Annotated in this window: 11 protein-coding genes; 1 reads left to right on the top strand and 10 read right to left on the bottom strand. The window is 42.2% G+C overall.

Annotation, left to right across the window (positions count from 1 at the left end):
* Positions 1 to 124: 124 nt before the first annotated feature.
* From thrC to fmt, 4 genes are all read right to left on the bottom strand, one after another.
* The gene (thrC, locus tag ACZW67_RS09700) at positions 125 to 1,546 is read right to left on the bottom strand and encodes a threonine synthase (protein ID WP_465183086.1); all 1,422 of its coding nucleotides are present in this window, start codon (positions 1,544 to 1,546) and stop codon (positions 125 to 127) included.
* A gap of 101 nt (positions 1,547 to 1,647) precedes the next feature.
* Positions 1,648 to 2,214 (bottom strand): hypothetical protein, encoded by a 567-nt coding sequence (locus ACZW67_RS09695; protein ID WP_465183085.1) that lies wholly within the window; start codon positions 2,212 to 2,214, stop codon positions 1,648 to 1,650.
* An 8-nt stretch (positions 2,215 to 2,222) separates the two neighbouring features.
* Entirely contained in the window at positions 2,223 to 3,806 is a 1,584-nt protein-coding gene (locus ACZW67_RS09690) for a transcription antitermination factor NusB (protein WP_465183084.1), read from the bottom strand.
* A gap of 75 nt (positions 3,807 to 3,881) precedes the next feature.
* The gene (gene fmt / locus ACZW67_RS09685; protein ID WP_465183083.1) at positions 3,882 to 4,958 is read right to left on the bottom strand and encodes a methionyl-tRNA formyltransferase; all 1,077 of its coding nucleotides are present in this window, start codon (positions 4,956 to 4,958) and stop codon (positions 3,882 to 3,884) included.
* 217 nt (positions 4,959 to 5,175) lie between these two features.
* On the opposite strand from fmt, the gene ACZW67_RS09680 reads away from it, so the two are divergent.
* Positions 5,176 to 8,013 carry a response regulator gene (locus ACZW67_RS09680; protein WP_465183082.1) on the top strand — a complete coding sequence of 946 codons (2,838 nt, stop codon included), beginning with the start codon at positions 5,176 to 5,178 and terminating at the stop codon, positions 8,011 to 8,013.
* Between the two features lie 82 nt (positions 8,014 to 8,095).
* Here the strand turns inward: ACZW67_RS09680 and ACZW67_RS09675 are convergent, their stop codons facing one another.
* From ACZW67_RS09675 to yidD, 6 genes are all read right to left on the bottom strand, one after another.
* Positions 8,096 to 8,770, bottom strand: coding sequence for a riboflavin synthase (locus ACZW67_RS09675; RefSeq protein ID WP_465183081.1), 675 nt, complete (start codon positions 8,768 to 8,770; stop codon positions 8,096 to 8,098).
* 421 nt (positions 8,771 to 9,191) lie between these two features.
* A complete protein-coding gene (gene ribD, locus ACZW67_RS09670; RefSeq protein ID WP_465183080.1) occupies positions 9,192 to 10,247 on the bottom strand; it encodes a bifunctional diaminohydroxyphosphoribosylaminopyrimidine deaminase/5-amino-6-(5-phosphoribosylamino)uracil reductase RibD in 1,056 nt (351 codons plus the stop codon).
* 78 nt (positions 10,248 to 10,325) lie between these two features.
* Positions 10,326 to 10,802, bottom strand: coding sequence for a transcriptional regulator NrdR (gene nrdR / locus ACZW67_RS09665; RefSeq protein ID WP_197128456.1), 477 nt, complete (start codon positions 10,800 to 10,802; stop codon positions 10,326 to 10,328).
* Between the two features lie 84 nt (positions 10,803 to 10,886).
* Positions 10,887 to 12,275: a tRNA uridine-5-carboxymethylaminomethyl(34) synthesis GTPase MnmE gene (gene mnmE / locus ACZW67_RS09660; RefSeq protein ID WP_465183107.1), complete on the bottom strand. Its 1,389-nt coding sequence runs from the start codon at positions 12,273 to 12,275 to the stop codon at positions 10,887 to 10,889.
* A gap of 266 nt (positions 12,276 to 12,541) precedes the next feature.
* Entirely contained in the window at positions 12,542 to 14,230 is a 1,689-nt protein-coding gene (gene yidC, locus ACZW67_RS09655; RefSeq protein WP_110922146.1) for a membrane protein insertase YidC, read from the bottom strand.
* 210 nt (positions 14,231 to 14,440) lie between these two features.
* A complete protein-coding gene (yidD, locus tag ACZW67_RS09650) occupies positions 14,441 to 14,791 on the bottom strand; it encodes a membrane protein insertion efficiency factor YidD (protein ID WP_465183106.1) in 351 nt (116 codons plus the stop codon).
* Positions 14,792 to 14,794: the final 3 nt, after the last annotated feature.

Raw genomic sequence — 14,794 nt, 5'->3', positions numbered from 1 at the left:
TTCCTAATATTACAATTATATCTACCATAACACAATCATAAACACTTTATTACAATAGTGTAACCTTTATGTGAATACTTTCTTTAAATTTTCTGTCAAATATGAACTCACCATTAGCAGTGGTTTATGCAGGGTTTGGGGTGACATGCTGGCGAATTTGCTCAGCGACCAATTCAGCATTGTTATCAAGCACGACCACATGCTGCGGCAAACTCTCCAATCCTTCGGTATGAGTTGGGCGAGCGATATCTATCTGGCCGATAGCTTCAACGATGGTATCCGCAAACTTAACAGGTAATGCTGTTTCTGCACAAACAATAATTTCACCATCCAACTGCAACTCTTTAGCGACCTTGATACCGTCAGCAGTGTGTGGATCAACCAGTTCGCCGTGTTGCTCATACAGTGCTTTGATGGTCTGCAAGCGGTCGCTGTGGGTAGATTTGCCAGCAGCGAAACCATAGCGAGTATTAACCGCTTCCATTAGCTCAGATAGATCGAAACCTTGACCAGACTTCACCCCTTCAAATAACTCATGGACGCGTGCACTGTCTTTCTCTAATAATAGATAAACAAAACGCTCAAAGTTAGAGGCTTTTGAGATATCCATCGATGGGCTTGAGGTGATATAGGTTTTTTCAGTCGGACGCGGCTGATAAGCGCCTTGGTTAAAGAAGTCATTCAACACGTCATTTTCATTGGTTGCGACAATTAAGCGGTCAATAGGCAGACCCATTTCACGCGCGATGTGACCAGCACAGATATTACCGAAGTTACCTGATGGTACGCTAAAGCTGATTTTTTCATCGTTGCTCGTTGTGACTGCAAAGTAAGCTTTAAAGTAATAAACAATCTGCGCTAGAATACGACCCCAGTTGATAGAATTTACCGTGCCTAGGTTATAAGCCGCTTTAAACTCAGCATCTTGCTGAAGTGCTTTAACGATGTCCTGACAATCATCAAACATACCATCGATAGCGATATTGTGAATATTAGCATCCGTCAAACTATACATCTGCGCACGCTGGAACTCACTCATTTTGCCATGTGGTGACAGCATAAACACTTCGACATTTTCTTTGCCGCGCAGCGCATACTCTGCTGCACTACCCGTGTCACCACTGGTCGCACCAATGATAGTAATACGCGCGTCTTTTTTCTTAAGCACATATTCAAAAGCATTGCCCAAAAACTGCATGGCAACATCTTTAAATGCCAATGTCGGACCGTTTGATAATCCTAGAATATATAAGTTATCTTCAAGCTTGCGGACAGGAACAATCTCGTCAGAGCCAAACACCTCATTGGTATAAGTGCGTTCAATGAGATCTTGCAAATCAGCCACAGGAATATCTGTCGCAAAACGCTGCATAATCGCCATCGCAAGCTTTGGATAACTGAGCGTACGCCATTCATCAAGGATTGCACTATCGATATTCGGATAATGCTCAGGCAACATCAAACCACCATCTGGGGCAAGACCCATCAAAAGCACATCACTAAAATCCATTGGCGCTGTCTGACCACGGGTACTGATATATTTCATTAGATTGTCCTGTCAAAGAGTCATATAACATGTAAGTAAAAATGGAAAAAGGTTAGCATATTTTTGAGCCAAAACGGTCAAAAGTAAAAGGCACTGACAGATTAAAACCAATTGTCTACGATTTTCTCCCAATCTTCTTTCAAAGGTTTTGCAGGGAAAGGTATCTTTATCATCTTACCTCGATCTTGAAACTCTTTAACGACTTCTGCGTTAAGTTGACCAAATACCTGCATAAAGTTGGTTTTTTCAAACGTCACTTTAGGCACATCAGCAAACCATTCAACTATTCCTGGATCTTGTTTTTCTAAATCATCTAACAAAGCCCCGAACCTTTCCCAGTAAACATAATTCTCATCTGAGGACTGTTCAGTAACGACTACAGAACAATCCAAATCTAAATCATCAGGGCAAGCCAATATAGGCACGTATGTTGTAGGCGCATTACTTGGTAGTCCTAAATATTGCCACACTAACTCTGTATCTGAGCAATCGTACAATTCTAGGCTGATCGTTAAGTCCCTAGCACTAAAATCATTTAAGATATTTGGAGAGCTATCGGTAAACTGGGCTATCCATTCATTAATAACCATACCATCAATGGCAAAAACTGAATAAAATATTTCAGGACGCCACTTGTTTTGCACTCTGACAACAGACAGCTGATTCATATCCATACCTACTTTTTACAAAGCAGCGCATAATAGAAACCATCGCCACTCGCGCTATCAATCGGTAAGCACTGACGACCGATTGCTTGTTCGATGCCCCAGCTGCAATCGTCGGTAAACTCAATCGCTACTGCATCGTTATGATGAGTGATAAAGTCCTGCATTTGCTCGACATTCTCTTGCTTTAAGATAGAGCACGTCACATACAGCAGATAACCACCTGCTTTGAGTTGTGGCCATAGATTATGCAAGATATCTGCTTGCAACAGTGCCGTCTGTTCGATGTCTTCTTCGGTACGCAGGATACTGATATCAGGATGACGGCGAATTACGCCAGTCGCGGTACAAGGAGAATCTAATAATATCGCATCAAATACGGGTTCATTTGTCGCCGCTTTTTTATTCTTGCCATGCTGCCATCTAGTTGCATCTGCACAGACGATATTAAGTGCAACACTTTTGTCTGCTTGCTGCAAATCATGCTGACTCAGATTTAGGCGCTGTAAATTCTCACGAATACGCTCGATACGTGGTGCTTCATTATCGATAGCTGTTACCTTGATATTAGTAATCGCAGGCGACGTTTCAGCATTATCTTGTTTCACGTGAAACAACGATGATTCGTCATTAGCGCTTATGAGCTCTAACCAGTGAGCCAATTTACCACCAGGTGCCGCACAAGCATCTAGAATATGTATCTCATTATTGTTACTTTCATCACTGTCGCTGTCAGTATTCGCACTTTCAGCGCTAAGCTTAGCCATCAATGCTTGATTAATAATCGGTGCAGCGAGCTGGGCATGCATGTCTTGGACACTAGCTGTTCCTAAAGCGAAATCAGGCAAAGCGTTAACAGCAGTGCTTTGATGTAGTCTAAGACCTTTGGTTGATAGCGTGGTAGAAGTAGCTGACTCTGACGAGCTCGCTACCTTAAAACCAGTCGTTAGCTCAACGATATCTGCATCAATCTCTGCCCCATCCAATGCATGCTGATAATCTTCTACTGAAGTAACTGCCGAATTCACTCGTAAAAACATCGGTGCTGACTGACGCAAACCTTGTGTCAGTTCATCATACTGCTCGCTCCAGTCTTGCTTAAGCTGATAAGCGAGCCAATTCGGTAGGCTATGCTTTTTATCGCATTTCTTACGGAATTTACTTGGATTCTTCGCGACTTTACGCAAAATAGCATTTACCAAACCAGTTGAATGGGCAAATTCAATTTCTTTGGCAGCTTCAACGGTTTCATGAATTGCAGCATGGTCAGCCACTTCTAAATAGAGCAACTGTACTAAGCCTACTTGAATGGTCGTACGAACCTCAACTTCATCAATAGGGTTGTCTGCGAGCGTATCCAGCAAACGTGCCAGCGCATGCCACTGGCGCAATGTTGTGAGCAATAATGCATGGGCAAAGCCTTTGTCACCATCATGCAGACTATTCAATAATGGATCAAGGACGCTTGAGAGCGACTGACCGTTTTGAATAGCCAGTAAGGTGCGAATCACACGCACGCGTACGCTACCATTCATAATAAGGTTGCTTGATGGTTTGAGCTTATTGTTTCTAGGCGCAGTAATGTTTTGTCTCATTAAATTTCATTTCCTTGACGTATCATCGATAGCGTCTTGTGCAGATAGGGTTAACTATCATTAAGTTAGGTTCAGTTATTTTGATTCTGTCGTAAATTGGTCGCCGTCATTTAACTGGTTGCCGTGGCAAACTTGTTCAGCAGTCATTGGCTTACCACCCGCAAACTGTAAATGAGCAATAGCTAAAGTAGTGGCCGACGACTCGGTATCGGTATCGTTATCCTTACCACAAGCGACTAAAATCGCTTTGCGCCCAACACTGATAACCGTTCCAGCGGGCTCATTGGTTTGCTGAGATGCATTCACAGGCAAGCTGGCCAACACTTTGACACGTTGCCCTGCAAGAAAAGTATAAGCGCCCGGCCAAGGAGTCAGCCCTCGGATTTGGCGTTCAATAATGGCAGCAGACTGCGACCAGTTAACTTCGCCTTCCGTTTTGACCAGCTTTTCAGCATAGTTGGCTTGACTATCATCTTGAGCGATAGCTTGCGCTTGATAGGTAGATAAGTCTTTTAGCACCGTACTAATGGCTGTCGCACCAAGCGTAGCCATTTTATCGTGTAGACTGGCAGCAGTATCATCCGCCTCTATACTTGCACTGATTTTGTAGATCATATCGCCTGTATCTAGTCCTTTGTCCATCTGCATAATAGTAATACCCGTCTCATCATCTCCTGCCAAGAGTGCGCGATGGATAGGTGCAGCACCACGCCAGCGTGGCAACAGTGAGGCATGGATATTTAAGCAACCATGAGTGGGCATCTCTAATACACCGATAGGTAAAATCAATCCGTAAGCGGCGACAATCATGACATTGGGCTGGTAAGTGCGCAGAGTTTGCCTAGCGTCCAATCCTTCGGTACTAGATTTTTTAAAGGTGAGTGGTTGCTCTACAGGGATATCGTTTGCGAGTGCGACGTCTTTTACCGCAGAAGCCGCCAACTTTTGGCCGCGACCTGCCTTACGATCAGGCTGTGTATACACCGCGACAATCTCTATATTTAGTACGTCTTGCTGACTGATTAGTGACTCAAGACTAATAGCTGCAAACTCAGGAGTTCCAGCAAATACTACCCTCAATCGGCCAGTAGATAGAGGATTAGGGGAAATAGATGGCGTAGATAGGTCTGAGGTAGAAGCAATTATAGTCATAATCATGCATTATATAAGGTTAAGTTGCTCATTATAGGTGAGTTTACAACGTTGTGCCATGATTGTAACCGTAGCAATGGGGCGTTACTAATGCCGCTGTTTATCTTTATAATAGTTAAAGAACTTAAAACCATAAGGAATTAAGCAAACCAACTACTGATTTAAACTTATGATTCACTCACTATGTTTTTTCGTGTCGATATAGGACCACGTTTTCATGCAACAATTTCAGTCCTTAAAACGCCTACTCATATTTTATGCACTGACGTTGCTAGTGATGCTAGTGCTGTATTACTTCTCGCTCTTTCACGAGATAAAAACAAACAGTGAACAACAAAGTATCGATACTTTTTACTCATTACAACATGAAATCACTGAGCATACGGGCCCACTAAACCCTGAAATTGACAGATTTTTGAAGCAGCTTACTTTTGAAGGTACCAGCTATCAGTTGGTGTTTATGATGCCATCTGGTCAGACTTACATTCACCGCTATACCCGTCCAAATGAGCGTGCCTTCCCTACCGTCAGCTTTCCTACTATTACATCATCACCTCCTGATAATAGTAGTCATAGTGCCTATAAGCTGAACAGCCGTAACTTGACAGGTACCATCAAGCTTAAAAGTGGGCATCAAATTTATATTATATTGCGCCATAGACCATTTATTATTGACTGGATATCTTACCGCTATTGGTTACCGCTAATGACAGCGATTATACTTTTTATCATCGCTTTGCTTTACATGCTCAATCGTCGCATCAACTGGGAACAGCTATTAAGTTATACCGACAACCTAAACAGTCATAAGCAAGAGGTTTATAGCACACCACCTTTTTTATATAAAAAATCCACGCCTGAATTTCTGCGTTTGGGGCATACTCTGAGCCGTGTCAGCTACCAACTACACAGCAACTATCGCCGTATAAAAACCCTCACACATCGTCTTGAACGTTTGGTAAACCAAGCACCATTGCCGATGATCATGATTATGCGTCACGGTCAGATTAGTTTTTGTAATCAACGTTTTGACCAAGTATTTATTTGCCCTGATGAAAGTGAAAAAACCTATGAGCTAACGGACTTCGTCGCAGGTAAAGATGAGTCTACTCAACTACTATTACAATCATTATCTAATTTACGTGTCACTCGTACGTTGATTGTTTATGGATTAAAGGATGAACAAGCCTACCAATTAAATATTACGCCATGGTTTGGTGAACACGGACAAGTTCACGGCTTTACAGTGATTTTTAACAACATCAATGAAATCGTTAAGCAAAACGAGCAGTTGCAGCAACAAAACGAACAGCTGCAACATAAACTTGATGAATTCTATAAGCTTCGTCTTGTTATCGGTCATAAGCTACGTATACCGATAGAGGCAATGATCGACACTCTTGAGCCAATCGATCCTAACAATTTGGATGCTAGGCAGAATAAGACATTAGACACTCTGATAAGAACCAGCCAAGACATGCTAACCGTCCTCAATGATACGCTTCATATTGGTAATATTGAAGTTAGGAAAAGTCGACTGAGCATTGAACGTGTTGATATTTATAAACTGAGTAAAGAAATTAATAGTCTAGTCGTCAATGATATAAGGCAGCAAGGGTTGGAATTGATTTATTTCTTTGCCCCAGACTGCCCGCGTTACATTGATACTGATGAAGTTCGTCTACGCCATATCCTATTAGATTTGTTGAAAAATGCCATAAAATTTACAACTTCAGGCTATGTCGCACTCACTATAGATCACGTTACAGAAGAGCAAATCAAACACATAAATAGTGACCGTGTACTTGCTACCCATAGTGCTATGGCACCTACTCACGCTTCCCACTGGGTTCATTTCAGCATAAAAGATACAGGGATAGGCATCGATACTGATAAAAAAAATCAGCTCATCACTGTTTTTAATCAAAAAGACAATCAAAATAATAGCGAATCAAGTCAAGATACTGGGCCAGCAGGTGCAGGGTTAAATAATGCCAATAGCTTTGCACAATTATTGGGCGGTTTCATCCAGTTGCAGAGCACGATAGGTAAGGAGAGTATATTTAATCTGTACCTCCCTTGTCGCCGCCCTAACTATCAATCGGTTTATCATCATAGTCCGCATTTGAGTGGCGTCCATCTTATTGCTGTCATCGATCAACCGCTGGTTGCTGAAAATTTACAGCGCTTGTGCACGCACTTAGCTATATCAATGACTATTTACAGCACTTTAGATTTGGCTACCTTAAGACAGCTAACAGATACATTGGTACAGAACAAGCAGATGCTCACGCCTATACTACTACTGGATTATGAGTACTATAAAACCATTACATTAACTAACGACGACAATGCTCAAAAGATAGAAGTAGATATATTAGAGAAGCAAATAGAGCCAAAAGATAAAACACTCAGTAATGACGATATGATTCACGCTTTAAATGACTTACTAGCGACACCTTCGTTACCAAAGATATTGTTTAGTATGAAGCCCGAACGTCATATTCCGTCTGTATTATTAGATAAATATGATGGCTTTTTAACCAAACCATTAGATGCTAATTTACTGATTTCTGAATTGCTGCGCTTAACGGTATCCGCTAGGCAGAAGCTTGCGGCATCTGTAGGCTCCGAAGGCCGTAGTTGTCAGCAGTTGATAGATATAGATGAACCAACAGACGAAACCCTATCGCCACTTATTTTGGTAGCAGAAGACAGTCCAACCAATCAAAAAATAACCTGCAAGATACTAAGCAAACTTGGTTATCGTAGTGTTGTCGCAGAAGATGGTCAGCAAGCATTACACAAACTGAAAGAACAGCGTCAGGATATTTCCCTGATCTTGATGGATTGTAGAATGCCTGTCATGGATGGGTTGCAGGCTACTCGGGCTATCCGTGCGCAAGATGACGATATTCCTATCGTGGCGCTGACAGCAAACAATGCACAAGAAGATCGTGATGCATGTATGCATGTAGGAATGGATGATTTTTTATCTAAACCGATTAACAAGAAAGAATTGGAAGCCGTATTAGGCCGCTTAATAGAAGTATAAAAAGCACCCTAATCGCAACTGAGTAGTATGATTATTAGACAGCGACTCAGTTGCTCAATCAGCTATTTTATATAATTAGCGATTACTTCATAAAGCCATTATCTGCTAAGAAAGCTTCTGTAATCTGACTTTGTGGATTTGGCGCATTCATACTGCTAGCTTGCGACTTGTTTAATAGACGCTCCAAATAACGTGCAACAATATCCACTTCGACATTAACTTTGTTTCCAACCAGCCAATGTTTAGCGATATTGGTCACTTGTGCTGTATGTGGAATAATATTTAAAGAAACAATGTTGTCACGTACAAGGTTGGTTGTTAGGCTAATGCCATCAATCGTAATAGAGCCTTTCGTCGCTGTATAATGTGCCAGCTCTTGTGGTATTTCGATTTCAATATAGATAGAGCGTGCATCTTGCTGGAGCTTGCTTACTACCCCAACACCATCTACGTGACCAGCCACAATGTGGCCACCAAAACGTGTTGTTGGTAGCATGGCTTTCTCTAGATTGACAACATGTCCTGGTTTTAATATCTCTAACGCTGTACGAGCGATTGTCTCACGTGAAACATCGACAGAATAATGATTGCTACCGAACTCTACTACTGTCAAACAAATACCATTTGAGGCAATAGAATCTCCCAGTTTTACATCACTGAAATCTAAATCATTAGATTCTATTGTCAAACGTATATCACCGCCCGTAGGCTGCATGGATTTAACTTTTCCCACACTCTCTATAATTCCAGTAAACATATTGGCCTCATCTCTTTGTGACATTGCCATTATCGACAATATATTTTAATTCATTCATATTTTAGCGGTATTTATCCACACTAGGTTTTTAGTGAAACCTAAGCTAATTCTATGCTCATTATGGGATAACTTGTGGATAAGTAATGATAAATCAACCCTTAGCAAGCCAAAACCCCTCGATAATATCAAGTTATCCACAGGAAAGTAAAAATTGAGACTAGGATTAAAAAGTTAGGACTTACATCTAAGTTATTGATTTCAATATAATTATAACCATTATCACACAGAGAGAGAATAACAAGTTCCATGTGAAACGAAGTTATACACAGTTTCATGTGAAACCTGAGCTATATAGCATTACTTATCCACATTTAGCCCACATTAAATACAAATGATGGATAAACCCTTTATACTCAATGGCTTATAGAGGTAACAGCGTTAACTTAAGATCAGAGCCTACCCGTTCATGACTACTAATACTAAAACGTAACTGCTCAGCCAAAGATAGCGGACTAAACTCAACCATAGGTTTGGCCTGTGCGCCCAATAAACAAGGTGCTTGATAGACAATCAACTCATCCACCAATTGTTGGCTTAAAAAGCTGCCAGCGACGCTAGCACCAGCCTCTACCAGTACGTCATAACACTGATATTCACTAACTAAGGTTTTTAATAACGTAGGTAGATCATCTGTACGCCAATATAGCGTACTTGGAAGACGACATAACTGATGACTGGACTCTGGCTTATGCGCTAGCCGTTGACGTCTATCTAGTACTACTACGAGAGGTGGCGGCACTTGCTCAGGTGAAACACCCAATTTTCCAGAACGTACATTGAGCTGTGGATCGTCTGCGATAACCGTTTCACTACCCGTAATAATTGCGCCACTTTGGGCACGTAGCTTTTGCACGTCTTCACGGGCAGATGCTGATGTAATCCATTTTGACTCACCGGATGCCATCGCGGTACGACCGTCCAGACTGGTGGCAATCTTAAGACGTACATAAGGCATCTGAGTACGCATCGCCTTTAAAAACCCGCGGTTTAAGGCTTCTGCTTGCTCTGTCAATACACCAACGACAACCTCAATACCAGCCTGCTCTAACAACACGACACCGCGTCCAGCGACCTGTGGATTAGGGTCAAGACCCGCAATCACAACACGCTTTATACCCGCATTGATGAGGCCTAATGCACAAGGTGGTGTACGCCCTGTATGGCTACAAGGCTCTAAGGTCACATAAGCAGTTGCCCCTACGGCTTTCATACCTGCTTCTTTGAGCGCAAATACTTCTGCGTGAGGCTCACCTGCTTTGGGATGAAACCCTTGACCAACTACTTCTGTTACTTGGACAATAACACAACCCACTGCAGGATTGGGCCTTGTGGTATACAGACCTTGCTTTGCCTGTTCAATAGCAAGCATCATAAAGTAGCGATCTTGTGCATCTTGAGCATGGTTCTGAATAGACATAGCGGTAAACTTAATCAATGATTGAGGGTTCTATATAAAAGAACACAGACTTGAGATCTGACCAATAATTGGGGGTAACTAATCAGTTTCGTTCGATTGTTTTTCATTTGGGCGGATATTCGCAATTTCTTGATGAAAAGCATCAATGTCTTGGAAGTCTCGATAGACACTAGCAAAGCGCACATAAGCGACATCATCTAGCGTTTTGAGCTCACTCATGATGATTTCACCTAAGACTTTACTACTAATCTCACGCTCACCCATTTGTCTAACACGCTTCTCAATTCGGCTAATCATCGCCTCTTGCTCATCAATTGTGATGGGACGCTTTTGTAGAGGCAATAAGATAGAACGACGTAATTTTTCATTATCATAAGGCTCAATCTTACCACTTGATTTGATAATTCTTGGCATCACGACTTCGACCATCTCAAAGGTGGTAAACCGCTCTTGGCAGCTATTGCATGAGCGGCGGCGGCGAACTTGCGCACCTTCCGCAGCAAGACGCGAGTCAATAACCTTAGTCTCTGACGCATTACAATACGGACAGTGCATCACATTTTCCTTGTTTTAACATTGAGAGTCAGAGTCTTTATTTATGAGACCCATGTTAGATGGGTACATCATAGTAATACTCTATTATTTACCAATACAAAAGCTACCAAAAATCTTACCCAGCAGATCGTCAGCGCTAAATTCACCCGTAATTTCGCCCAGACTGCGCTGTGCTTGACGTAAGCTTTCAGCTACTAACTCTCCTGCTTGAAAGACTGTTAACTGTTCGTGTGCTTCGACCAGATAATCAGCCGTCCGCCTAAGGGCATCTAGATGTCTTGTACGAGCAATGAGACTGTTTTCTGGTGGATGAAAACCCACTTTAGCACACAATGTTTCGACTAAATTATCGATGCCAATGCCTGTTTCACATGAAACATTCACTTGTTCATAGCCACGATTTTCTATTTCAGCTTGCGAAGTGGAAATAGCGCGCTCGCGCTTACTGTCGTTTAATAAGTCGCTTTTATTAGCAATGATTAATAAGCGTTTGGCCTCTGGCAACTCGCCAAATAATTGCTCTGCAAGCTGTAGCGGTGTGCTTTCTTCCTCAAGATCACGGGTGACATCATAAACCATAAGTAACATATCAGCCTGAGTAATGGCCGTACGTGCACGCTCAATACCAATACGCTCTACCGTGTCTTCTGTGTCACGTAGACCTGCCGTATCAGTCAAATGAAGTGTGAGCCCATTGAGAACCACTGTCTCTTGCAGCGTATCACGAGTAGTCCCTGCTACGTCAGTAACGATAGCCCTCTCCTGACCCGCTAGACGATTGAGCAGGCTTGATTTCCCTGCATTTGGTCTACCTGCTAGTACCACATGAATACCATCACGTAGCAGCTGGCCTTGTTTTGCCGTTGCCAATACTTGTTGTATTTTTTCTTGTGTTTGCTCAAGCTTATTTTGTATCACACCATCAGATAAAAAGTCGACGTCCTCTTCATCAGGAAAATCAATAGCCGCTTCAACATGCAAGCGCAGATGAATAAGTTGCTCTAATAGTTGATTGATTTTTTGTGAAAACTCACCGCTGAGAGAACGAATAGCACTGCTGGCTGCCGCCGCACTGGTCGCATCGATCGCATCAGCGATAGCCTCTGCTTGAACCAAATCCAATTTGTCATTATCAAAAGCTCTATAAGAGAACTCCCCTGCACTGGCTTGTTTTGCACCCAACTCAAACACACGGGCTAGCAATTGGTTTTGCAAAATCATGCCACCATGCCCTTGCAGCTCAATCACATCTTCACCGGTGAATGAATGTGGACCTTTGAAGTACAGCACCAAACCTTCATCAATCACTGTGCCGTCAGCCTGATAAAATCGGCAAAAACTGGCCATACGTGGCGTAAAGGCAGACTTACCTGTTAAGGCACAGGCCATATCATACGCACGCGCACCTGACAAACGTATAACGCCGACACCACCACGCCCAAGCGGTGTTGCAATGGCTGCAATCGTAGCCAATCCAGCCGAGCTAGGTTTATCAGATGAGTGATGCGAGGTTGACGCGTTTTCTAGGGAATCCACAATGACTCTCAATAACTAAAAACCCCATTATAGACGCCTCAGCACAGACTGACAAAGCAAACTTTACATAGTGATACTTTAAGCATGTGGCACGTTTCTTTTATTTTTTATTGAGAATAAGTTAAAGGCGATAGATATGTGCCACGCATAAAAAAACCACCGCCGTAGCGATGGTTTTCTATCAATTCATAAGCTAGAGCTAGTTAGTCCAGTACTTTCACAGTACGGCGCTTTTGCTCTTCTTCAACTTTTTTATTGACGATATATTGCTGAGTCATACTAAACAAGTTGTTCACAGTCCAGTATAGAACCAGACCCGCTGGGAAGAACAGCATGAATGCAGTAAAGATAATCGGTAAGAACTTCATAACCTTTGCTTGCATTGGATCGGCTGGTTGCGGATTAAGCTGTTGCTGGATAAACATGGATGCGCCCATTAATAGCGGCAAAATAAACCATGGATCCATCGATGATAGATCCTGAATCCATAAGATCCAAGGAGCGTGGCGCAGCTCAACACTTTCGACCAGTACCCAATATAACGCCAAGAAGATCGGCATTTGCATCAGAATAGGCAAACAACCCGCCATTGGATTGACTTTCTCTTCTTTATAAATTGCCATCATCTCTTGCGACATCTTCATACGATCATCGCCATGCTCTTCTTTGAGCGCTTTGAGTTTCGGTCCGATAGCTCGCATTTTTGCCATTGAGTAGTAGCTCTTGTTAGAGAACCACATCAAGGCAATTTTAACTAAAACAGTCAATAGAATAATTGACCAACCCCAGTTACCAATGATTTTGTGAATACCATCCAAGATAGCAAACAAGATCTTAGATATTGGCCATAACAGACCATAATCGACCGTTTTGTTGAGGCCTACCGAAACTTCTTTGAGTTCAGACTGTACTTTTGGACCAGCATATAACGTGGCATTCAACGTCAACTGCTTGTTTGGTGCTACATTAATAGGCTGACTATTAAAACCAATAAAGTAATCATCACCCGTTTCGCGGCTGAAGAAATTACCGGTAAAGTTTTCAGGCGTCCATGCAGATACAAAGTAATGCTGCACGATACCAACCCAACCCTTATCACTGGTAGTCGTCAACTCGCCATCACTAAAGTCACCAAATTTCAGCTTATTATAAGGATCGTCAGGAGTACCCCAAGCGCCGCCCAAATAAGTAGCCATGCTCAATGCGCCTTTGTCAGACGTACCAGGGTCTTTACTGTCATCACGCTTTAACTGCGCAAACATCTGACCTTGCCAAGCATTGGTAGAGGTGTTTTGAATTTGATAGCTAATATCAATCGGATACTTACTTTCAGTAAAGGTGAAGGTCTTGGTAATTGTCACGCCATCTTTTTTGTAAGTTAGCGGTACAGACAGTGTTTGCTGCCCTTCTTCCATTACATAATTATTGGCAGTATGACTGTAATTGGCACGACCTTCTGCCGTATCAATACCATCTTGACCAATTAAACCAGACTGAGCCACGTATACACGATTGCTATTATTTTCTAGCAATACGAAAGGCTTATCGCTATCGAGCTTCGCGTTATATTGCTTAAGAGCAGCATAAACAATATCGCCGCCTTCTGGATTGATTTTTATATCATAGCGATCGGTCGTAACCGTGATTAGACCTGTGTCTTTAGCAGGAGTAGGGGTCGCAGTCACTGTGTCGCTATCGACAGGTTGTGTCTGTGCCGGAATATCACCTGCTGCACCGGTCGAAGATGGAATGTCAGCACCCACTGAAGTGGTCGTTTCTGGCAGCACATCTACCGCTGGTGCATCGGCATAATCATCTCGCCATGCCAAAATCAGCAGATAAGCGGTGATTAGCATCGCAATGATGATCATCACCCGAAATATCTTTTGCATAAACCTTTCCTAGATTAAAAAATTAGGGAATGAAAAATTAGGGCATGTGTCATGACTGTACAGCACGGCTGTCCTGATGTTTAACAACAGTATTGCGAGTCATTTACATAAAATGTGCATTATTTTACTAAAAATCAGCCTTAAATGATACCAAGAGTGTGGATAACTTGTGGGTAACTTCTTGGTCTTTATATCAAAGCCAATCGATATTCACTTCGATCCTAACGTCATTAAATGATTAAGGCGTGAAACATAGCTTTTGCTATCTCGATAAACACCCAATCCTTGAACGTTTATATGTGGTAAGTAAGCAAAAGATACGTAACTATATTGGTAAGAAGCTAAAGGTAGTGGCACGAAATCAATTCCATGCCCACCTAGAGGGTGACATCTGCCAATACGTTTTAACAGTAGCCAGCTGCCAGATCGGACACCGTGCCACATCAAAGCCTGTTTACCGTAATTTGAACAAGTTGGATAATATCTACAACGAGCAGGTATCATTGGGCTAATTATTTTTTGATAAAAATTAATTATATTTAATAAAAATTTATAAAAAATAAA

This window comes from Psychrobacter sp. TPE 89C (assembly GCF_055522395.1).
This window is presented reverse-complemented; position numbering and strand designations above follow the sequence as displayed.

Excerpts from the sequence above, each read along its gene's own strand:
- nrdR (WP_197128456.1), bottom strand. The coding sequence starts at position 10,802 with ATGCACTGTCCGTATTGTAATGCGTCAGAGACTAAGGTTATTGACTCG.
- yidC (WP_110922146.1), bottom strand. The coding sequence starts at position 14,230 with ATGCAAAAGATATTTCGGGTGATGATCATCATTGCGATGCTAATCACC.
- ACZW67_RS09675 (WP_465183081.1), bottom strand. The coding sequence starts at position 8,770 with ATGTTTACTGGAATTATAGAGAGTGTGGGAAAAGTTAAATCCATGCAG.
- thrC (WP_465183086.1), bottom strand. The coding sequence starts at position 1,546 with ATGAAATATATCAGTACCCGTGGTCAGACAGCGCCAATGGATTTTAGT.
- ribD (WP_465183080.1), bottom strand. The coding sequence starts at position 10,247 with ATGTCTATTCAGAACCATGCTCAAGATGCACAAGATCGCTACTTTATG.
- ACZW67_RS09690 (WP_465183084.1), bottom strand. The coding sequence starts at position 3,806 with ATGAGACAAAACATTACTGCGCCTAGAAACAATAAGCTCAAACCATCA.
- ACZW67_RS09695 (WP_465183085.1), bottom strand. The coding sequence starts at position 2,214 with ATGAATCAGCTGTCTGTTGTCAGAGTGCAAAACAAGTGGCGTCCTGAA.
- fmt (WP_465183083.1), bottom strand. The coding sequence starts at position 4,958 with ATGACTATAATTGCTTCTACCTCAGACCTATCTACGCCATCTATTTCC.
- ACZW67_RS09680 (WP_465183082.1), top strand. The coding sequence starts at position 5,176 with ATGCAACAATTTCAGTCCTTAAAACGCCTACTCATATTTTATGCACTG.